18 protein-coding genes and 1 pseudogene are annotated in these 22127 nt (G+C 36.5%); 6 read left to right on the plus strand and 13 right to left on the minus strand.

Features of this window, described 5'->3' with window-relative positions; translation table 11 throughout:
* Positions 1–94: 94 nt before the first annotated feature.
* Positions 95–616, minus strand: coding sequence for a DUF4149 domain-containing protein (locus AC559H_RS04080; protein WP_026793807.1), 522 nt, complete (start codon positions 614–616; stop codon positions 95–97).
* Between the two features lie 312 nt (positions 617–928).
* On the opposite strand from AC559H_RS04080, the gene queC reads away from it, so the two are divergent.
* Complete coding sequence (queC, locus tag AC559H_RS04085; RefSeq protein WP_026793808.1) at positions 929–1618, plus strand: 7-cyano-7-deazaguanine synthase QueC; 690 nt, start codon at positions 929–931, stop codon at positions 1616–1618.
* A gap of 168 nt (positions 1619–1786) precedes the next feature.
* Here the strand turns inward: queC and AC559H_RS04090 are convergent, their stop codons facing one another.
* Positions 1787–2719: an isoaspartyl peptidase/L-asparaginase gene (locus AC559H_RS04090; protein WP_026786974.1), complete on the minus strand. Its 933-nt coding sequence runs from the start codon at positions 2717–2719 to the stop codon at positions 1787–1789.
* 220 nt (positions 2720–2939) lie between these two features.
* Here AC559H_RS04090 and AC559H_RS04095 point away from each other — a divergent pair, with 220 nt between their 5' ends.
* Positions 2940–3704 (plus strand): RNA methyltransferase, encoded by a 765-nt coding sequence (locus AC559H_RS04095; RefSeq protein WP_026793809.1) that lies wholly within the window; start codon positions 2940–2942, stop codon positions 3702–3704.
* Positions 3705–3760: 56 nt separating this feature from the next.
* Complete coding sequence (locus AC559H_RS04100; protein WP_051319436.1) at positions 3761–5248, plus strand: serine hydrolase; 1488 nt, start codon at positions 3761–3763, stop codon at positions 5246–5248.
* Between the two features lie 236 nt (positions 5249–5484).
* Here the strand turns inward: AC559H_RS04100 and AC559H_RS04105 are convergent, their stop codons facing one another.
* From AC559H_RS04105 to AC559H_RS04145, 9 genes are all read right to left on the minus strand, one after another.
* Complete coding sequence (locus AC559H_RS04105) at positions 5485–6060, minus strand: Uma2 family endonuclease (RefSeq protein WP_026793810.1); 576 nt, start codon at positions 6058–6060, stop codon at positions 5485–5487.
* Between the two features lie 93 nt (positions 6061–6153).
* Entirely contained in the window at positions 6154–7611 is a 1458-nt protein-coding gene (gene brxL, locus AC559H_RS04110) for a BREX system Lon protease-like protein BrxL (RefSeq protein ID WP_026793811.1), read from the minus strand.
* Positions 7598–9817: a hypothetical protein gene (locus AC559H_RS04115; RefSeq protein ID WP_026793812.1), complete on the minus strand. Its 2220-nt coding sequence runs from the start codon at positions 9815–9817 to the stop codon at positions 7598–7600. Before AC559H_RS04115 ends, brxL begins: the two co-directional genes overlap by 14 nt.
* Positions 9810–11168, minus strand: a complete 1359-nt coding sequence (locus AC559H_RS04120) for a coiled-coil domain-containing protein (RefSeq protein WP_026793813.1) — start codon at positions 11166–11168, stop codon at positions 9810–9812. Before AC559H_RS04120 ends, AC559H_RS04115 begins: the two co-directional genes overlap by 8 nt.
* A complete protein-coding gene (locus AC559H_RS04125; protein WP_026793814.1) occupies positions 11131–13893 on the minus strand; it encodes a hypothetical protein in 2763 nt (920 codons plus the stop codon). Before AC559H_RS04125 ends, AC559H_RS04120 begins: the two co-directional genes overlap by 38 nt.
* 54 nt (positions 13894–13947) lie before the next feature.
* Complete coding sequence (locus AC559H_RS04130; protein WP_026786968.1) at positions 13948–14397, minus strand: hypothetical protein; 450 nt, start codon at positions 14395–14397, stop codon at positions 13948–13950.
* Entirely contained in the window at positions 14384–15214 is an 831-nt protein-coding gene (locus AC559H_RS04135) for a DUF4007 family protein (RefSeq protein WP_026793815.1), read from the minus strand. Before AC559H_RS04135 ends, AC559H_RS04130 begins: the two co-directional genes overlap by 14 nt.
* A gap of 94 nt (positions 15215–15308) precedes the next feature.
* Positions 15309–15599 carry a hypothetical protein gene (locus tag AC559H_RS04140; RefSeq protein ID WP_026793816.1) on the minus strand — a complete coding sequence of 97 codons (291 nt, stop codon included), beginning with the start codon at positions 15597–15599 and terminating at the stop codon, positions 15309–15311.
* A 174-nt stretch (positions 15600–15773) separates the two neighbouring features.
* The gene (locus AC559H_RS04145; protein ID WP_026786965.1) at positions 15774–16106 is read right to left on the minus strand and encodes a 2Fe-2S iron-sulfur cluster-binding protein; all 333 of its coding nucleotides are present in this window, start codon (positions 16104–16106) and stop codon (positions 15774–15776) included.
* Positions 16107–16305: 199 nt separating this feature from the next.
* On the opposite strand from AC559H_RS04145, the gene cimA reads away from it, so the two are divergent.
* The 3 genes from cimA to AC559H_RS04160 all read left to right on the plus strand — a co-directional run bounded on the left by cimA (position 16306) and on the right by AC559H_RS04160 (position 20605).
* A complete protein-coding gene (gene cimA, locus AC559H_RS04150) occupies positions 16306–17925 on the plus strand; it encodes a citramalate synthase (RefSeq protein WP_036831067.1) in 1620 nt (539 codons plus the stop codon).
* 148 nt (positions 17926–18073) lie between these two features.
* On the plus strand, positions 18074–19603 hold the full coding sequence (locus AC559H_RS04155) for a YifB family Mg chelatase-like AAA ATPase (protein WP_026793818.1): 1530 nt from the start codon (positions 18074–18076) through the stop codon (positions 19601–19603).
* 174 nt (positions 19604–19777) lie between these two features.
* Positions 19778–20605 (plus strand): PEP-CTERM sorting domain-containing protein, encoded by an 828-nt coding sequence (locus AC559H_RS04160; protein WP_026786962.1) that lies wholly within the window; start codon positions 19778–19780, stop codon positions 20603–20605.
* A 63-nt stretch (positions 20606–20668) separates the two neighbouring features.
* Here the strand turns inward: AC559H_RS04160 and AC559H_RS04165 are convergent, their stop codons facing one another.
* Both AC559H_RS04165 and AC559H_RS04170 read right to left on the minus strand, forming a co-directional pair.
* Positions 20669–21403 (minus strand): peptidylprolyl isomerase, encoded by a 735-nt coding sequence (locus AC559H_RS04165; protein ID WP_026793819.1) that lies wholly within the window; start codon positions 21401–21403, stop codon positions 20669–20671.
* 27 nt (positions 21404–21430) lie between these two features.
* Positions 21431–22127 (minus strand): annotated as a pseudogene (locus AC559H_RS04170) (hypothetical protein); the annotation flags it as partial.

A 22127-nucleotide genomic window follows, 5' to 3' on the forward strand; every position in this document is an offset into this window, starting at 1 on the left:
ATACCCGTCTATGTTCTAACCTTAGAATTCATATATAAAAAATAGGTTGGATTTTGTTTTCTTAACCCAACCTACCTTAATTTTGATGATCAATTTAGAATGTGAGATCAAGTTTACTATGGTTGCGATAACACCAGCCTAAAATGATGCCTAAAACGGATAATTTAATCATTTCTAGGGTAAAATAACTCAAATGCAGTTGGTTCATGCCATCGGGAATTGTATTGAATCCATTAAATAGATTTAAGTTAATTCCTAATGCACTCATTTGAGGAGTAAGAATATAGGTATAAACCATGGCAATGGCAAACAGAAATAGCGATAATCCAGTGATTGTCCGTAGGCGACTACTGAATTTTTCAGGAAGGTTCATCGCTAAAGCAATTAAACCCGTTAAACCAACCGCCGCACAAACTAATTCAATCCGGTTAAAGACTGAAAAAATTAGAGTTCCCGCCGAAGTAAATCCGGTTTCTTCCATCATGCCAGAAATATACATCGTCGGCATAATTACAAAGTCAAGAATTAAACTTCCCGCCATCCATAATCCGAGAGTGGTTAACACCAGTGTCAGCCAGCGTGTGGGATGATATTCTGCTTTAGAGATAGTAGCCATAGTAATGATTACCTTGTATGAATAATAATTGCTGTCTTCACTTTTTATAATAGCGAATATTTTCACAATAGAATGTGAAGTATTTTGTATAACAAAACTTTACAAAAAAATATAAATCTTTAAGTCTTGGTTCTTAAACAGGATAAAAGCTGAGTTTTGAAATCTTTTTTTAGACAGCCTAAATTTTCCGATAAAATACGGTTTCTTAATTGTAAAAATTGTTACTTGCGGAGGGGATAGTAATATGGCATGAATTTTTGCTAAAATTAACCCAGATATAATCAACACTAAGAAAAAGGATAAATAATTAAAGTGAAAGCAGTTATTTTATTGTCCGGTGGCTTAGATTCTTCGACGGTTTTATACCAAGCAAAAGCAGATGGTTGTGAATGTTATGCGATTTCTTTTGATTATCAACAGCGACACCGTAAGGAACTCGAATCAGCGCGAAAAATTGCCGAATTTGCCGGAGTCGTCGAACATCAAGTCGTAACTTTTGATTTGAGTCTATGGGGGGGGTCTGCCTTAACCGATAATCGCCTCGATTTACCCCAGGATAGATCCCCAGAAACAATGGCTGGAAGTATTCCAATTACTTATGTTCCGGCTCGGAATACTATCTTTTTAAGTTTTGCTTTAGCCTATGCAGAAGCGATCGCCGCCCGGAAAGTTTATATTGGTGTTAATGTGTTAGATTATTCGGGTTATCCCGATTGTCGTCCCGATTATATTCAAGCCATAGAAGAAGTCTTTAGATTAGGAACAAAACAAGGTCGAGAAGGTGATCCGATTACGATTGAATCTCCACTGATTCATTTAGCAAAAACAGAAATTATCAAATTAGGAAATCGCTTAGGGGTTCCCTGGGAATTTACTTGGTCTTGTTATGCCGGAGAGGAACAAGCCTGTGGTGTTTGTGATTCCTGTCGTTTACGATTAGCTGCCTTTGCTGAACTGGAATTAATAGATCCGATTGCTTATATAGCAGGGAATAGGGAATAGGTAATGGGTAATGGGTAATGGGTAATGGGTAATTACGACTGATATCAAATAACGAGAAGTATTACTCCTGTTCCCTCCCCCCCTAGCCCCCCGTGCACGGGGGGTTTGGGGGGCTGTTCCGGTGTTCCGGTGTTCCCTGCTATACTTTCTCCCTTATGGTTGGTGCAGTTAAATGTGATCTGAAAAGACCTGAGTTCCTTTATCAGCTTCTAAACTATCTCCTTTATTTTGGCCGTCGTGGAAGGCGCAAAGAATCACATCACAGGTTTTTCCCCAGGCGAGTGCCCCAGTTCGATCAATTCCAATTGCTCCAAAATCCCGTTGATGTTCGTGGGCTTCGGCGAAGGATTTTTTAAAGGCGGTCTGTAAAGACTGACCATCGGTGACTCGGATCACAATTTTAGCCGCCAAACACTCATCGAGAATATCTTCCCCAATTCCCGTACAACTAACCCCAGCTTGATCGGTGGCATAATTTCCGGCTGGAGTTGCAGAGTCACTCACCCGGCCAATGCGCTCAAATCCCTTGCCCCCGGTGGATGTCCCGGCGACTAATTGACCCTTTTGATCTAAGGCCACAACCCCGATGGTTCCGGTGCCTGCGGGTTCAGAAACCACATTCGCCATGCTGCGTCTAAAATTGTCCTTACGGTCTTCGAGCCATTCCTGCAAACGTTGGTCGGTGAGGGGATTATATAGGGGTAATTGCAGTTCCCGGGCTAATTCGGCGGCCCCATAATCGGATAAAACGTGATCGGAGGCGTCTTGTAAAACCACAGCTAAATCTATAGGATTTTTCACCCGTGAAACGTTAATCACCCCGCTAAAACGTTGGAGGCTTCCATCCATTAAGGCGGCACTCATGCGGATTTGGCCATCGGATTGCAGGACGGAACCCGTGCCCGCATTGAACCGAGGATCGTTTTCTAGGAGTTGACAGCCAAGCACTACGGCTTCTTTAGCGCTCGCTCCCCGGAGGAGTAGGGGGTAAACTTGATCAATGACTCGATAGAGGGATTTGCGTACAGCTTCTAATCCTCCTTTGCTTTGGAGAGAACTACCAGCACCGCCATGAATAATTAGTTTAGGTTGAACGGCCATGAATGTATGATGCAAATGAATAATTTTTAAGCAGAACGGCGACGACGACAACGTTCGGAACAATATTTGACTTCTTCCCAACAGTCGGCTCATTTTTTTCGCCAGGTGAAGGGGCGATCGCAAACGGGACAAGTCTTCGTCGGTAAGTCGGACTTAGATCGCTGGCGTGCCATGCTAAGTTATTGAAGTCGCTTTAATCAGGGATGATTATATCATTTCCATGTCACAGACCTTACCCTATACCCCCTTAACCCCGATTCGGATTGTGTTAGTGGAACCCGCAGGGCCTTTAAATGTGGGTTCTGTTGCCCGGGTGATGAAAAATATGGGGCTTGGGCAGTTGGTGTTAGTTAATCCTCAATGCGATCCCATGGGGGATGAAGCGAAAAGAATGGCGGTTCATGCTGGGGATATTTTAGCAGGGGCGATCACAGTGTCTTCTTTACCAGAGGCTTTAGTGGGATGTCAACGGGCGATCGCAACCACGGCTAGATCCCGATCAGGTGCTTTACCTACTGATTTAGAAGATCCCAGAACGGTTTTACCTTGGTTATTAAACTGTCCCTCGGCTTTGATTTTTGGGCCAGAAGATCGGGGTTTAAATAATGATGAATTGAGTTATGCTCAAAGGTTTCTCCGAATTCGGTCTAGTTCTGTTTATCCGTCTTTAAATTTGGCTCAGTCGGTGGGGGTGTGTTGTTATGAATTACGATATTGTGTGTTAGAACCTCAAGAGAGGGTAAGCAACTCTATAGAAATTCCCCCGGCTTCTACGGTTCCCTTGGAGGTGTTAGAGGGTTATTATCAACAGTTGGAAGCAATTTTACTCAAGATTGGATATGTCTATCCCCATACCGCCAGTAGTCGAATGAAAAAGTTTCGGCGTCTGTATAATCGAGCTAATTTAACCTCTGAAGAAGTGGCGATGTTGCGCGGTATCCTGAGTCAAGTAGAATGGGCGTTATCAATGATCAGTGATCGGTAGAGACGTGCCATGGCACGTCTCTACTGAAAAGTAAAATTCTAGTCAGGTGTTTAGGTGTGGCTCAACGATCTCCTCGTCAGTCGTTATTCTCGATCTTTTCCTTTAATAAGTCTGGCTCTAAGTCCTCTGAGCCAAAATCTCGCAATGGGAAAGCGTCTCAACCGCAACCGAGGCGTCGATCTCGTCATGATCCGGTAAAAACGGCTCCCCGTCGCTCTCCGTCAACAGAACCACGACAGAATAATGATTTAGGCCGTTCGGAGTCTTTTGATCCTCTACTTTCTCAACTGCGACAAAAACCCGTTCCGCCTAAATCTCGTAAACCCCGCCCGACCCCAGGTAAACGCCCCCCTAATGCGGCTACTGGTGCTTCTGTTTTGCCCTTTCGTAAGCCTGCTGATCCTTCTCCCCGTCGCAGACCGGAGGGGGACATTATTCCGGCTCCGACCTCTCCCCTCGCCCCTAGGGATAAATTAGTAAAACGGGTGAGAAAAAAACGTCGAGTCTCTCCGATAATTTATGCTGCCCGCTTGGTGATTTTAGGACTGGGAATTGGTGTGATTTCGGGGACGATTCTTTCGGTTTTAAATGCTTTGGGTCGTTCTAGTGCCGCCGCCGATCAAACTGTAAATTTAAGCCTGGAACAACAACAAAATTCTACGTCTTCTAATACTTTAGTTTCATCCCTACAATTAACTCAAGAATCTTCGGATTTAAAAACAGCAATTCTGGGTTTAGCGAAGGATTTACCTAAGTTAAAACCTGGGGTGTTTTTAGTGGATTTAGATACGGGAAATTATGTGGATATTCAAGGGCAAGAAGCAGTTCCGGCTGCGAGTACCATTAAACTTCCTATTTTAGTCTCATTTTTCCAAGCGGTTGATGAAGGCAGGATACGTTTAGATGAAGTCTTAACCATGGAAGAAAAACACGTTGCTAAGGGGTCTGGAGAACTGCAAGATAAACCAGTCGGGAGTAAATTTACAGCCCTAGAAACAGCAGATTTAATGATTACAAATAGTGATAATACCGCTACAAATATGTTAATTGATCGCTTGGGTGGGATTGAATCCTTGAATCAACAGTTTGCTTCTTGGCAATTAAAACAAACTCAAATGCAAAATATTCTTCCTGATTTGGAAGGAACAAATAAAACCAGTGCTAGGGATTTAGTTAATTTAATGGCGGACATCAATCAAGGAAAGTTAGTTTCTTTGAAATCCCGCGATTTTATGTTAAGAATTATGCAGCAAACTCGCAATCGTTCTTTGTTACCTCGTGGTTTAGGAGAGGGGGCGTTTATTGCTCATAAAACGGGCAATATTGACTCGGTTTCTGGGGATGTTGGTTTAATTGATATGCCTAATGGTAAACGCTATTTAGTTGGGGTTTTAGTGCAACGAGAAGCAGATGATCCCCAAGCTAATGAACTAATTCGTAAAATTTCTTCTACTATTTATCAATATTTTGATACTGCTACTGACCCTAAACCAAATCCCGATTTGCCAACTACTCCCGATCAGGTTCAAGATAATCAACAATAACTTATTCTAGGGTGTGTTATAGCAGGGAACACCGGAACACCGGAACACCGGAACAGCCCCCCCAAACCCCCCGTGCACGGGGGGCTAGGGGGGGAGGGATCTGGGGGGAAACACTTCACCGTCTGGGTTCAAAGATCCGTCTGGTGTCCTAACTGCCTTGGCGGTTGCTATAGCGTAAGCACACACATCACCCAATAGTTTAAGGATAATTTTAATAGAATAAAAAACAATATTCTCTAAAAAAGAGATAAATTCAAACTAAACCCTGGTAATATCTCCTCACCGGATAATTCTGTGGGGAGATTTCTCAATTCTATGGGTTTTTCAATGCGATAAATTTCTACCTGTTGCTGTTTGGGATTAATTAACCAACCTAATTTAACTCCCCCATCCAAATATTCCCACATTTTCCGACGTAGGGGTTCTAATTCATCCGTTGCTGACCTTAATTCTATGACAAAATCCGGCGCAATTGGGGGGAATTTCCGGCGTTGTTCGGGAGTGAGATTTTCCCAACGTTCTTTTTTAATCCAAGCAACATCAGGAGAACGATCTCCACCATTAGGAAGTTTAAAAATGGTTGAGGAACTAAAAGTATAACCCAGTTTTGTTTGACGATTCCAGATCACTAAATCAGCAATGAGATTTGCTTCTCGATTTCCACTTTCTCCCCCAACTGGAGACATAATTGTTAATTCTCCTTGAGTATTTCTTTCAAATTTTAATTCTCGGTTATTCTGACAGAGTTGATAGAACTGTTCATCACTAAGTTGAACCCGATCTAGGTTTAATATCACAGGACTAATAACCATATTGTTAGTCTCACCAATGCGATCGCTATTAATTATTATTATATCGTCTAATTCCAAACTGGGTGTTAAAAATTAATCAAGATACATTAAACATTATTTAACATCCACATAAATATCTTTTTCGTATTGCTTAAATTCATCATCAAGGTTATATAGTAAATTGCGAATTTGTTGGCGAAGTTCTCTGGCGGGTTCTAAACAATCTCGTTGATAATCTTGTAAGGTTAATTCCAGATTAGGATAAAGTAATTTTAAAAATCCTGATGCTGTTTTGAGAATTGCTTGTTGATCTCGGATCATAATATTATCACCAAATTGAGTATGTTGTTGAGCATATTGGTTAAAACGATTATCTTTTCTTAAAGATAATAATACTTCCCCAAAAAAATCCATTTTTAACCCGATTTGATCAGCAATCATATCGCTTTGAAATTTAGGAATTTCCCACCCTGGTAAAATCCCAGCAAAACGATCTAAAAGTGCTGTTTCCGAGAAGAACTTAGGCAAATTTGCCATTAAGTTATATTCATTTTTAGGACGGAGATATTCATTTAGTTCAATATTCCCTAATAATACTAAAGAACAATCACTAGCAATATCAGCAAATCCTGAACGATTATAACGTCCATTAGCAAGATAGGTTTTTAAGGGCCCAATCATCTCATCAGGATTTTCAAAAGTTAAACTTTGAACTTCATCTAAAACCACAACATCATAACGCCCTAATAAGCCCACTTCTTTCGTTCTTCCATTAATAAATAGTTGAGAAGGGGTTACTTTTCCCCCACTAATCACAGAAACTTTATTATTAATATTTTCATAAACAAAGCTTTTTCCTGTTCCTTTTGGGGCTAATTCAATTAAATGATAATTAGATTCTACTAAAGGTAATAAACGAGTTAAAATCCAGGTTTTTGCTCGATGATTATAGCTGGGATGTTCAGGATTACAACCCATGGAACAAAACATTAAATCTCGCCATTGTTCTGTAGTAAAGTTTGAGCGACATTCAGCATAAGTAGTGAGGTTAACTTCAGAACATTGGAAGGGGTCAAAATCAATCACAGAGACTTTAAATTTATCATCCGTAGTATTTTTATATCTTAAGGTGATTTTACCCCATACTCCTTGTCTTAGTAACATTTGATAACGTTCTACAATATCTGTAGAAATTTCACAATCGGATAAATTTAAAACGGGAATATTAGCTAAGGGTTCAGGAATTTGTTTAGCGTTTGGTTCTAATTTTATTCTAACTTGAAGTAAAGCAATTAATTTATGTATTTCTCCTTGTTGAGTTAGTTTGAATTTAATTATTTCTTGATCATCTTTTCGGGGAAAAGCATTTTTCACAAAAGTATTGATTTTTTCTAGTTCTGAATCATTTAAAGTACCAGTTCCAGGGACAATTTTATCCAGTAACCATTCAGCGACAAAACTAGGAATACCTAAAGTAGTTAATCTACTAGAGGGTAAACGTTTTTTATCTATACTTAGGGTTGTAAAAACTTGAGTGACCAACTCATTGTTATAATTATTAGAAAAAGTCATCTAAACCTCCTTGAATACCGCTACTAAAGATTTGTTTGATAATAATATATGATTGTGAATCAAGATTTGATTGACCCAAATCAGTATTAGAAAAGCTAAAAGTTAATTGACCTGATAATTCAATCTTGTTTTCATTTTTATTGGGTGCTAACTCTGAATATTCGCTAATAGATATTTTATGAATAACTTTATCATTGGGTTTAATGGTAATATCTAACATTTTTCCAGTTTTAAAATCATTTAATTGATCGATATATAAACAAAGATTAGTCAAGGATACTGAATTATGATTATGAATCGTAATCGTTAATTCTCCTGGTTGTTTTGCTTTCCCTTCTCCGCTACAAGTTACTATCACTGGATAACGTTGTAAAGATTGACTTAAAACTGAAAATCCAACGACAACTTCTTCGGGAAATAGTCCACCATGAGAACCAATAATTTCCTTGTTTTTTGTATAATTAAACGCACTAATACAGTCGGAATTTCTGACAATACTAATATCGTGAGGAAGACCAAAACGTCTAGCGTCAAGAAAAACAAAACGAGAATCATCAGTTTTACCAATCGCCATTCTACCTTTTGATTCTAATTCTTCTGGACAATCAGATAATTTTTGAACTTCTCCCATAATTTGACCATGATCACTAGAGATAACAACTTTTAATTTTTCAAAATTAGGACAGTCATCTAAAAAATGTTGAATATTTCTAGCAATTCCTTCTAAACGACTGATTCTTTCCACTTGATATAAAGTTTTCCAATCTTTTTCTTGATGATAAAGTTCATCTAATTGATCTGTATCCCAACAATAAATCTGATATTTATTCTCTTTTAAGTCTTGGATTAATTCATGTTTATTCTGATCGGTATAACGGTTTCCTGATTTTACCATAGAAAAACCGGATTTTGCGCTAGGTTTCCAAGATGAATCTGCGGGTAAAAGTTGAGAATAAAGACTCCATTTTGCATATTCAGTTTTGGTGGGAAGGATACTAAAGTGCGGGGTAATATCTGTCTCCAGTGATAGTTGATTATTTGTAGTCAAAATTGCAATTAATTCTTGATAATCTAACCATCCTAAACCATCAACAACTACCCAAATCACAATACTTTCTTGCGCTAATTTTAGCAATTGAGAAGTCCCGTTATAATTTAAAAATGACTTGTCAACATTATCCATTTTTAATTCTGGGTAATTTTTTAGTATCCAGTTAACAAAATTATCTGCTAATTGTTGACTAATTTGTTTTTCCTTGGGAGTATGATTAATTGTTGTTTCCCAACGTCTAAAGGGTAAATAAGATTCTGTTACCCATTCTAAAGCATCTTGAGGACTCGCATTAGTAGATAAGGGTAAAGGTTGAATAGGCGGTAATTTTTGCTGTAGTTTGGATGTTTTTTGACCTCCTAAATAGAAACTAATTTTATTAATTCTTTCTGGAGTGATCCAGATGGGTTTATCCAATAAAATATCATAGGCGATGGAAGCTATTATTTTATTACCAGTTTGTTGATTTAATAGTAACTCATCTAAAATTTTAGCGTCTGTCTGATAAATTTTTTGTCGCCAAAAATCACTAAATTCTTTCAAATAAACATCAGGAATATTTAAGAGGTATTTCCCTAATATATTAATAATATTAAAATCCGAGCTTAAACCTAACCAATTTATTAAAACTTGATGCTTATTTTCGCTTTGATAATAACTAATTAAATTATCATTGTCATGGTTTTGACTAATTTTATATTTCCAAACATCTTCAAATATTTGATAGTCTTGGTGAACTTCAATACCTAACCATTGTGCTAAATGTTCTACTGATAGCTTATCTATTAACCAAAAATTGTTTTCTGTATTCGTTATCTTAGCTAATAAAGATTCAACAGGATGATTTGAAGCATAACTATCAAGCTGAGTAATCATTTTCAAAATATGCTGGTCATCCCAATTATTGGGTATAGATAAAGGAGCAAAAATAGCTTCTAATTTTGGACGGGGGTGTTGTTTTATCTCAATAATTAAATCAGCTTTATCCCTTACTCTTAACCATTCTTTTGTCCAATCACAAAGTCTTTTCCCTTTAATCCAATAAGCGTTAGCTTCAAGTGTAAAAGATTGTAACCACTCCACTTCGTTAGTAATAACTAGATAGTCAGTAAGTGGTTGATATAATCCCGTAGGGTCTAAGATAATTTTATTCATTAATTTCCTCTCCTTTAGATAAATATTGGCCTAATTTAGAATATAAATTATGTTTTCTTTCAGGGGGAAGTTGTATAAATAAAGAGATAATTTGCTCCTCTTGACTTTCATTTTGTCGATCTATAGATCGAGTTTTAATGACTTCCAATAACTTTTGATAGTCGGAATAATCATCAGAGTCTTTAAAAATCAAGTCTAATTTAGCTAAATCAGTTTGAAGCTGACTTAACTGTTGATCTGTCTCTACTTTAGAAATTTGCTCTTTTAAGTTTTCAAATTGTTGTTGAAAATCAAAAACGTGATTATTAAGATCATTAATTAATTGTTCGATTTCCGTATTAAATCTTTCAGGATAGTTAAGCTGAGAGCGTAAATTAGTTATTTCTTTAATTCCTTGTTGACATAAGATAATAGTATTTAAGAATTTAGGATTATTTTGGCGTAACTGTTGCATAATTTCACTGTCTTGCTGTTGCTTTCTTACTTCGGTTTCTTCCTCATTAGAGATTTGTAAAATAATCGGGTTTAATTGTTCTAATATTTGATTAACTCTTTGAGCAGATTCAATTTGAGTAAAACGATTTTTTTGCTGACTAACTTCTTGAGACAATTTAAGAGCTTCGTTTTTAGTTATCCCTGTTAATTTTTCCGACCAAATTTTAAGAGTTGTTTCTAAATCAGTTTGTTGACTTTCAATATCTTGAATAATTGTTTGATACTGAGATTCTTGTTTAACAATTTCAAGATTATTAGTTAAGTTTTCAATTTCACTCAAGGCTTTAATATAATCCTCTTGACTCGCATTTGTACTCAGAGAATTATAACGAAGGTTGATTTTTTCCAAACAGTCTTTGATTTCAGTTTGATGTTGAATTTCATCTAGTTTTCTTGTAGCAACATCAAGAGAATAATTTAAGGTTTTAATTAAATGTTCAGGTAAAGAAACTTGAGTAATTTTCTCAATTGCTGTTTCAAGTTCTCCTTGATAGCGTCCATATTCTTGTTGCGTTTTTAGAGATTCTGATTTTTCACTTAATTGTATAACCATTTCTTCAATTTTATCTCGAACTTTTTCTAAAGCATCAGCTTGACGTTGCTTTTGTTGCGAAGTACGATTAACAACAATACTATCTATACTATCTGATTTAAGGGGTGACGCGAGATTAATATTTTTTGGTTGTTGTTGAAGACTAGGATAAAGTTTTAGTAAGGTTTCCAGGTTGACATTATCGGGTAAGTTTTCTGCTTCTTCTACAGGTTTAAACCAATCATTAATTTTTTTGACTTCATCTGAAAGCTGTTTTCTTTTCAGTTTAATTTCTTCTACTTTTGCTGGATCTGATAACTTCACTACGATGATAAACTATCCACGCAGTCAATAGCATCGTAAACGTATATTCATTATAACCAAAGGGAGAGTTAGATAACTCTTGCCAAATTTTATTAATATTAATAGATGTGTGTTTTTTGTCTCCTAAAGCTGTTAATTGATCTATTCTATCCCATGCTTCCCTAACATTTTTATTGATGGGAATTTGGACTGAATATTTTTGAGAAGTAGTTGTAAATAATTCCCAACTATTAACATTAACAAATACTTGGTTAACCAAAGTATGATAGGATTGATTGGGAAATTTAGTAGGATTAAGCTCGTCTTCTAGTAATCGTTTAACTGTATAACCAATTATAGTATTTCCAGTAGAACTGTTTAAAGCCATTTTATCATTTTTTGCCAGGGGAGGGACAAAAGGATAAAGTTGTTTTAAAAGATGACTAACGACACTCTCTGGATTTTGTTTTTGAACAGTAGTGAGTTGATCTAATTCAAGACAATAATAAGTAGAAGAACCAATTATTGCTTTAACTTCTCTTTTGATTTCGTCTTGCAGTTGTTTTTTATATTGTTCATAAGCTGTTCCTGATTCTTCTTTTTCACTTTTTCTTTTTCTGGTAATAATATCTATTGCTAACAGGTCTTTACAGATATCTCTAATGGGTTTATTATTGGGAATAGCAACAGCAATCTGGTTTTTATTTTTTGCTTGGGAAAGCAAATCATTAATTTGATGGTGCAGGTCTTGTAATTCTTCAAGAGTTTCCGCTAAAACGTAAGCAAAAATTCCTTTCCCTTCTAGGTTTTCTAGCACTTGATGACTATTTAATACCCGTTTAAAATCAGAAATGTTATAGAATTTATATTCAAAAAACCATTCATCATTCAGTAATTTATTTTGGTTAATAAAATCTGTTCCTTCTACTTTTTCAGATGGAAAATAAGTTTCAACTTTTTCTTGACAATGATTAACCGCTAAATTTACCGAGATTTCATTAAGTTTTTTACTAACTTCTTCTTCTATTTCTTGCCTAATTTCTGTTAAATTGCTCCCGGAATAAAAACGATAGGTATTATCTCCAGTATTAAGATAAATGACTTGTTTTTTCTGAGATAATATATCTAATGTTTCTTTAGTTTCTTTTTCCGATAAACCCGTTAATTCACTAAGGATGACATCATGTTTTTCTGATTCGGATTTATTCAGTTTATTTTGACTCACATAAAATAATAAAAGTCCTTTTAAAACTGCTTTCTCAGCTTCCGTAGCTGAGGAAGCAATAGTATCAAAGGCTTTTTGATATTCTGAATAATGGCGAGAAAATTCGAGTTGAGCAAAGTTACTTTCAAAAGCATCGACTAAGGAAATAGCCGGAATATAGTTTAATTTACCATTTTTTTCAACGGGTTGAGAATTAATAAACTGTTTAACATTTTCTTTAATATATTGAATTACTGTACGCCCTTGAGTAAAATCTAAGTTACAAAGTAGGTAACTATTGAGAGGATGAAGGGGAAAACAACCGCGGCGGGTCAAATTTGTTTGAAAATCTTCAAGTTTCCAGTCCCTTTCACGATCAATATTAATTATAGTTTGATGGGCTTTTCTACTATCTGCAAAAAGAGTATTATCCCAGGTTTGACAAAATTGGTTCCATAAATTAGGATTAACTTGTTGATCTAATAATCCTTTAATTACTAACTCCAAACTGGAAACGGGTTCATAAGTGCTTTCAGCAATTTCTAACCGAGATGCTAGTTTTTTATAATCTTCTGCTGATTGATTTGGAACTGATTTTAAAGGTCTAATTTGAGTAAAACAAACGAGCGCTATTTTACTTTTATAATTTTCACAAGCATCAGTTATGTTCTGTAAAGTCAGTCCACCCGAATTATATGGATCTGTTGACCAGGCTTGAAGATAATTATTAAGTTCATCAAATAAAATTAAAATTCCTGAATATTTGGCATCTGCTCTGGAGCATAATTCAGTGATTAATTCTTCTAAAATTCTCTCAACACTTAAATCTGTCTCAAAATCAATAGGAAATCCATTGTTTAGCTCACCGCTAATTGATTTTACTGTAGAAACAACTCGATAATTATTTTGATTTAATTCCTTAATTATGTTATATAAATCCCCGAATTTATGACCGTTTTTTTCTAAATATTGATTAGCTATTTCTTTTTGACTTTCTGTTAGTTGGGTTAAATATTCAAGGGGTTTTTGACACATTTGTTGTGCTAAAGAATCCGTAATTCCTTCTGTCTCTAAAGTTTGACTTAAAGCTCGCAAAAATATTTTTCTTAAATCTGATTCTGATGAACCACCATTAATACAAATAACTAAATGTTTAGGATTACGTCTTTTATAGGTTGTTAAATCTTCTACTATTCCTTGATTATGTTCTGAAGCGATTTTGATTTGATTTAATATCCCTTTAACTTCGGGACTCTCTAATAATTGTTTAAAATAGTTGGCTGCAACTAAGGCCAAATGAGATTTTCCCTGACCATAATCTTGGACAACTAAATGAATATTAGCTTGATTAACACTCTGATAACTTTTCTGAATGGCATCGAGAATACCTAATGTTGAGGATTTAGGATTACCATGATTGTAATTAAAAATAAATCCTTGACATAACTTTAAGTTTTTATCGGCATCAGCCATCATCCCAAAGTTAACGGCGTTAGCTACAATTCCCGATTCATTAATTCTAACAATTTGATGAAGTTGCATAGTTTAAATTTCCTTTGGGTGTTTGGTTGTTGGGCTTTAGCCCTCCTATCTAAGTTAATTAGGGCGGTCACTAACAACGGATTGAAGATGTCTTTTATTCCAATTTGGCGGACTAAGTTTAGAAGGTAGTAGAATCCATAGAATACTTTGTAAATGTCTCATATATTCTAATTTGTGCCAAAATAAGCTAATAGGAGCATCTGGCTGTGTGTAAAGATAGGTAATCAAGATATCAAGGTCTGTTAGTAATATAACAGGTTTTGTGGCAGATTCACAAATTTGTTTAATTGCTTCTAATTCTTGACCTAAATTTTCATGAAGGATTAAAAATTTTTGTTTGTTGTTAATCCGACTCAATAAATTATCCCGATAACTTATTCGTTGAGCATTATTGTTAAACAAAAGTTGATTGATTTCCAAATCATTCGGAGTATCCCACAATAACAAATGGGGTATATCCGTCGGTTTGGCATCTGCAAGAGATCGATGATTAATGATTGACATAAGCTTTCTCTAATAACGTTAAAGGATCATTCCAGCGCCGGATAATTTGATAGGGTGCAACTGTTCGTCTTTGTTCAATAATTCCCAGAGCTTCTATCGCATTAAGATGTTGCTGTAATGATTCAGGTTGAATCCCTAAAACGGGTAAAATTCCCATTTTTTGATTGACAATATCCTCGGTTAAAACTGAAGTTTCTTGACCAAAATCTCGTTGCCAAAGTTTAGCCAGGAAGTAACCTATTAAATAAGCATTAGGAAGATTAGGATGTCCTGATTCATAGTGATCTGATTTAATTTCCTTGATAAATTGACAATTAGCTAGGGCTTGTTGCTCCGTATAGGCTCTCAAAATATATTTCATTCTTTCAGGAATTACTTTATCGGGTTCTTCAAAGATAGAAATACTATTTTGCTCTAAAATATATTTAGTAAAAATTGGATTTTGAGGAAGAAAAGTATAAACAAAATAAGTCCATCCTCCCCAATCAGAAGGATTTTCTGGTATTTTATTTAAGCCTTGATTTCCAAAACTTAAGTAAAAGTGCATTAACCAATCAGTAATAATTGATTGTAAATTAGGATCATGTTTTAAAACTATTTTTCCCTCTGGACTTAAATAGTTGTCTTTAATTAAACCCGATCTAACTGACCAAGTTTTAATTTTTCCCACTTTGGCATTTCCTAAACCCGTTTTTGCCATTAGGTTTTGTAAAGTATCTTTTAACCCTTGTGTTTCTGAAGCCGCATCTAGGATTCTCTTAATTTCTTCTTTTTTTAGAGAAAAATTACCGTTAAAATGTAGTTGTATTTTTGTCATAGTTGATCAATTCCTTGTGCTTATCTCGAAGGTGATAATCTTTCGATGAATTTTCTTGTCTTGTGCTGCCCAGTTGTTGAATTGTTCAAATGCCTCATGAGCGAATGTTATATTTTTCATTCCATTCTTCAGGCGTAAAACTGACCAAGTTGGTCTTTGTTTCAATGTTTTGAATAGCGGCCATCAGGTGGTTACGATTGGCTTGAGTAGACAGCAAATACTCTGTTTCATCTTGTTGAATAGATGGGTTAGTATGTGTATTAAAAACATCTTGTTTAACTAAAATAATCACTTCAACAACTATTCCTTCGGCTAACTCAGAGGTTTGAATCTCTATTTTGCCATCCTTGCCAACGACCACTTGCTGTTTAATACCACTTAACATGATTAAACCCTCCTGGTGCTATATCTCAGATTAATTTTAGTTTAGCATGATATTAACATAAAAGAATATTCTCAACTTTCAATCCAAATGCTAATTCAGTCAACATTTGGATTGAAAGTTTTTAAAATTTCTGAATTTTTAGCATACTAGGTGATCCAAAACCTGGATTTCTAATTAGGGAGTCCAGGCGGTTTGGGAACCCTGACCCCAGAAACCGTCATATTTTTTAACTTTGATATCCCCCAAAACTTGAACCTGACAGGCTAAACGGCGGGTGCTACTAGAGGAATGGGGAGGAAGGGAAAGGCGGGTTTTCTCTTTCCATTGGGGTTCGGAGACTTCCCCTTCAATTTCCACGCAGCAAGTCCCACAAGTCCCAAACCCGTGACAGTTAATCACCGAAGCCTGACCATTATAGAGATCAATTCCATTTTCTAATAGGACTTTACGGAGATTAGCACCGCGATCGCAAGTAATCGTTTTCCCTTGAGCTTGAATTTGTACCATTTTTCCCTGAATAAAAGTTATGCAATGATTCTTAACCAAATTGTTACTTTTTTCAAGCCCAAAACGAGAGATTTAAAAGTAAAATAATATTGAAAAAGAAAAAATTAGCTGGAATGGATGATTATAAGCCCATAGAGGTCACAGCACCAAATCCCAACGCTAAAATATGATTAATTGTTAACTATAAATCTTAGAACCTATGACTCATCCCCTTTGGATATACGATACAACATTAAGAGACGGCGCCCAACGGGAAGGATTATCTTTATCTCTTGATGATAAATTACGAATTGCCCGTCAATTAGATAGTTTAGGAATCCCTTTTATTGAAGGAGGATGGCCGGGGGCTAATCCTAAGGATGTGCAGTTTTTTTGGAAGTTGCAAGAACAACCCTTAGTTAATTCGGAAGTTGTGGCATTTTGTTCGACCAGACGACCGAATAGTAATGCGGCAGAAGATGATAATTTAAAAGCAATTTTATCCGCCGGAACTCATTGGATCACATTGTTTGGAAAATCCTGGGATTTGCACGTCATCGAAGGATTGCAAACAACCCTAACAGAAAATCTGGCGATGATTGCGGATACAATTAAATTTTTTAGGAGTCAAGGAAGACGGGTAATTTATGATGCAGAACACTGGTTTGATGGCTATAAAAACAATCCTAATTATGCTTTACAAACCTTAATAACGGCGGCACAAGCGGGGGCAGAATGGTTGGTTTTTTGTGATACGAATGGAGGGACTTTACCCCATGAAGTAACTAAAATTGTTAGGGATGCAATCCAAGCTACAAAAGACTTAGAAACGCCTTTTCCTCTGCAATTTGGGATTCATAGTCATAATGATTCGGGAACGGCTATTGGTAATGCGATCGCAGCCGTATTAGAAGGGGTAAAGATGGTACAGGGAACGATTAATGGCTATGGAGAACGTTGTGGAAATGCTAATCTTTGTACTTTAATTCCCAATTTTCAATTAAAATTAGACTATAATTGTATTCAAGATGAACAGATTAAAAGACTAACAGAAGTGAGTCGGTTTGTGAGTGAAGTTGCCAATTTAGCCCCGGATGATCACGCGCCTTTTGTGGGATTATCTGCCTTTTCCCATAAGGGAGGAATTCATGTTTCTGCGGTACAAAAAAATCCCCTAACCTATGAACATATTCCCCCAGAAATTATTGGAAATCAACGGCGAATTGTGGTTTCAGATCAAGCTGGTTTAAGTAATGTTTTAGCCAAAGCTAGAACCTTTGGGATTGATTTAGATCGGAATAATCCCGCCAGTCGTAAAATTTTACAACAACTGAAGAATTTAGAAAATCAGGGTTATCAATTTGAAGCGGCAGAGGCGAGTTTTGATTTATTAATGCGAGAAGCATTAGGGACGCGCAAAACCTTTTTTACACTGAAAGGATTTCAGGTACATTGTGATAAATTCAGCGATGAAGTTTGCCATGCTTTAGCAACGGTGAAAGTTACTGTTAATGCTGAAGATATTTTAGAAGCCGCTGAGGGAAATGGCCCTGTATCAGCCTTGGACGCTGCTTTAAGAAAAGCATTAGTAAATTTTTATCCGATGATTGCTGAATTTCAACTGCGGGATTATAAAGTTAGAATTATTGATGGCGGTTCAGGAACATCGGCAAAAACTCGGGTTTTAGTTGAGTCCAGTAACGGTCAGCAACGTTGGACAACGGTGGGAGTTTCTACTAATATTATTGATGCTTCCTATCAAGCGGTTGTAGAAGGCTTAGAATATGGTTTATTACTTAAACAGCAGGAAACTCCGGTTAGTGTTGTTGCGGTAATTTAACCCTGGCTTCGTTTCAATTCGTCATTACCCATAAACCCGGTTTTTTATCAGATGTGCAGGTCACTCAGAATGAAGATTGTTTCCCAATGGTGGCGATTGGTCACGGTAACGATGCTATGATGGGTTTAAAACCTAAGAGTTAAAAATCATGTTAGCTAGGGTTTGGAGTGCCTCTATTGTTGGAATTGATGCGGTTAAAGTTGGGGTGGAAGTCGATATTTCCGGGGGACTGCCTAAAATTATGGTGTTGGGACTTCCCGATGCGGCGGTTCAGGAATCACGAGAACGGGTAAAAGCGACTTTAAAAAATGCCGGATACGCTTTCCCGATGCGAAATATTGTAATTAATTTAACTCCGGCGGATTTACGCAAAGAAGGGCCAAGTTTTGACCTTCCGATTAGTATTGGGATTTTAGCCGCATCGGAACAAATTAAAGCTGATTTATTGGGGGATTTTTTATTTTTAGGAGAGGTGAGTTTAGATGGCGGATTAAGACCCGTTGCTGGGGTACTTCCGATTGCTGTAGCAGCCCAAAAAATGGGAATTACTGGATTAGTTGTTCCTGAAGATAATGTTCAAGAAGCGGCGGTTGTTCAGGGATTATCGGTTTATGGATTTAAAAGTTTATTAGATGTTACTGATTTTTTAAATCATCCCAGTGCTTATCAACCTATTAAATTAACTGCATCGCATTTATTATCTCAAAAAACAACAATTGGCTTAGATTTGAGTGAAGTTAAGGGACAAGCTCACGCTAGACGGGCGTTAGAAATTGCGGCGACCGGAGGACATAATTTAATTTTTGTCGGGCCACCAGGGAGTGGAAAAACCATGTTAGCCCGGCGTTTACCTGGGATTTTACCCCCTTTAAGTTTTGAAGAATCTTTAGAAGTAACTCGGATTTATTCGGTGGCGGGACTATTAAAAAATCGTGGAACTTTAGTTAGCGATCGCCCTTTTAGAAGTCCCCATCATTCCGCTTCCGGCCCGGCTTTAGTTGGGGGAGGAACCTATCCGAAACCAGGGGAGATTTCTTTAGCCCATCGGGGTATTTTGTTCGCCGATGAATTGACAGAATTTAAACGGGATGTATTAGAGTTTTTAAGACAACCTTTAGAGGATGGATTTGTGACGGTTTCTCGTACTAAACAATCGGTGATTTTTCCGGCTAAATTTACTTTAGTAGCGAGTACAAATCCCTGTCCCTGTGGCTATTATGGGGATACTATTCAACCTTGTACTTGTTCGCCTCGTCAACGAGAACAATATTGGGCAAAATTATCGGGGCCATTGATGGATCGGATTGATTTACAAGTGGCAGTTAATAGATTAAAACCGGAGGAGATTTTACAACAATCTCAAGGTGAAAATTCTGCTAATATTCGACAACGAGTAATTACAGCCCGGGAACGAACTTTTCAACGATTTGCAGATGAGCCCCAGTTAAAATCCAATGCGGAAATGCAGAGTCGCCATATTCAAAAATGGTGTCAATTGGATACGGTGGGACAGAGTTTATTAGAAAATGCAATTAGGAAATTAGGGTTGTCAGCAAGGGCGAGTGATCGGATTTTAAAGGTAGGTCGAACTATTGCTGATTTATCGGGGGAAGATAATATTAAACCCGCCCATATTGCCGAGGCTATTCAATACCGAACTATTGATCGAATGCAATAAACTATAGGGATAATTTGTTGTCATTAATCTTTTTATTGTATCTTTACAAAAAAAACTAAAATCTTTACACTAACCCCTGTTAATTCCTGGATCACCAGACTATATTAAATATATAGATTATCGGTATTGATACCGTGATCAATTTTGATTTAAAACTTAACAAAATAATTTAACATGAATATTCTACCCAAATCAACTTTGAAATTCTTGATAGTAGCCACTCCTGTTGTTACTTTATTAAGTAGTATTTCTCCCGGTTTTGCAGCTACATTTGCTAATGCTGAAGCTGAAACCTTAATTTATAATTTTAGTCAAGTTCCTACCAGCATTTCCACGTTTACAGATGCTCGAACCCTAGCAGTAGCTCGGAAAGGGGCTGTATTAGCTGAAGCGAATGCTAATGCGAATTTTGATGTTAATTTTTGTTTAGAATTTGACAATTGTTTTACCCTGGCTAACAATAGTTCACAAGCGAAAACTCAAGGAGAAGGTAAAGAATATTTAGGTTTAGCTCAAAGTCAAGCAAAAGCTATTGGTTATCAATTTGAAATTGCTAAAAATCAAGAATTTTCTTTTGATTTTTTCTCGGTTTTAAATTTAGAAACCAAACAATCACAGCAACAAGAATCGGCTCAAGCAGCGAATTATATCGCTTTCTATTTGTTTGAAGATTCTACCAATAATTTATTAGACTTCTTTAGTCTAAATAGCTCGTTAAATTCTGCTAAAAAACATAATTTATCGATCCAAAATAGTCAGGGGTTTCAATCATCACCTTTGACAACAACAAACGCCGAAGAAAATCAAGCATCTGTCAATATTTTGTTATCAGGATTATATTCTCGTCAATTTAGTCAAGGTCAAAACCTAACGTTAATTACCTATCAAACCAGTTCAACAAAGGTTAAAGTACCTGAACCTTCAACTGCTTTGAGCTTATTAATTTTCGGTGCATTAGGAACAGCATTGGGCTTAAAAAAGAAATCCAGTTTATCTGATTAATTCTGTCAACTAATCAATTTCAGGGTGCATTTTATCGGGTTACAATAACTTTAAAGTAAAACTTTAAGTGTTATATAGCCGATAATTCAATTCACTAGCCAACCAATCTTTAAATAGTTTCTGAAGAATCTCTTGATAACGTTCAGGAGTCAATTCAGCTTGAATAAACTCCTCAACTAAGATTAAATGATAACCTTGGTCAGTTTTGACTGGACTTAATATTTCTCCTGGGTTTGAACCAAATACAATGGCGGCAAAATCCGCTTTTAATCCCCAACGATACAGTTTACCTTCATAGCCGCATTGTTCACGACGTTTTGGGTCAATATCATATAAATGGGCGGCATGATAGAAACTAATTTCTTCTTCTTCTATTTGATAAAATAATTCCCTAGCCAAGCGTTCATAGGGAACAATAATTTGATATAATGAAACTTGCTCAAAATTCAAGCGATTTTGAATAAAGTATTTTTCAACATCTTTAGCAAATAAAAATTCTGCTAATTTTTCGGCTAAAAGACGTTCTCGAATTCCCGCTTCCCAGTCATCGGAAGTAATCATTTGGTCAGCTAACCATGCTAAGGTATCCGCCGCCTTTTCTAAGCGTTTTTCATGACGTTGTTGGTTAGCTTGGTTTTGAATTTCTTCATCCGTTACCGTAATTCCTCTTTCCTCAGCAACTTGATCTATAACTTTTTGAGACAAAATCTTCTGATAGACTTCCTTGAATTCCAGGTTTTGTTTCAGGAAGCCAATAATTTCCTCATCATCAAGTGAGCCTTTGGAAAGTTGCACCATGATCATTTGTATTTAACCCCAACTCTTTTAGCTTAACATTAGCAGACCATTGGAAATTACGGTAAAATCGGTTGGCGTTAATGTCGTTTGTCCATTTGCAGAAACTGTACCTAACACAACACCAAGAACTTCAGATTGACTATCACTACCGAGTTTAATTACAGTAGCATCAAGACTTCCATCAGCATTAGAATCAAAGGTTTCTAATATTAATGGTTGTGTAATTAAGTTTTCCGATAATCCAATCTTATCACCTTCAGCAGCATTAAAGTCCGTAATTATATCTGCTAAATTGGGGTTGGAGTTAGGGAAATTGGGATTTGTGTTTAAGACAAATACATCCGCATTTGCTCCTCCTGTTAATTCATCTTGACCGAGATCACTGATTAGAATATCATCACCATTGCCACCGATTAAGATACTAGAACTAGAACTAGAATTACTATCGTTATTATCAGGTTCTATGATTACGGTTGTCTCGGTCGTGGGTAATATATCCGTACCACTAATAGCTGTTGCTGTCGCTTCACTAGAAGTAGCACCAGGAATAAACACAGACTCCTGACTTTGTTGAACTTCTCCGGTTGGGGAAATTGTTGTAGCTTGACTTTCTCCCCCCGCACCTGAGTCATTGACAATAGAACTAGAACTAGAACTAGAACTAGAATTACTATCGTTATTATCCGGTTCTATGATTACGGTTGTCTCGGTCGTTGGTAATATA

It is taken from the genome of Planktothrix prolifica NIVA-CYA 540, assembly GCF_963864145.1.
Taxonomy (GTDB): domain Bacteria; phylum Cyanobacteriota; class Cyanobacteriia; order Cyanobacteriales; family Microcoleaceae; genus Planktothrix; species Planktothrix agardhii.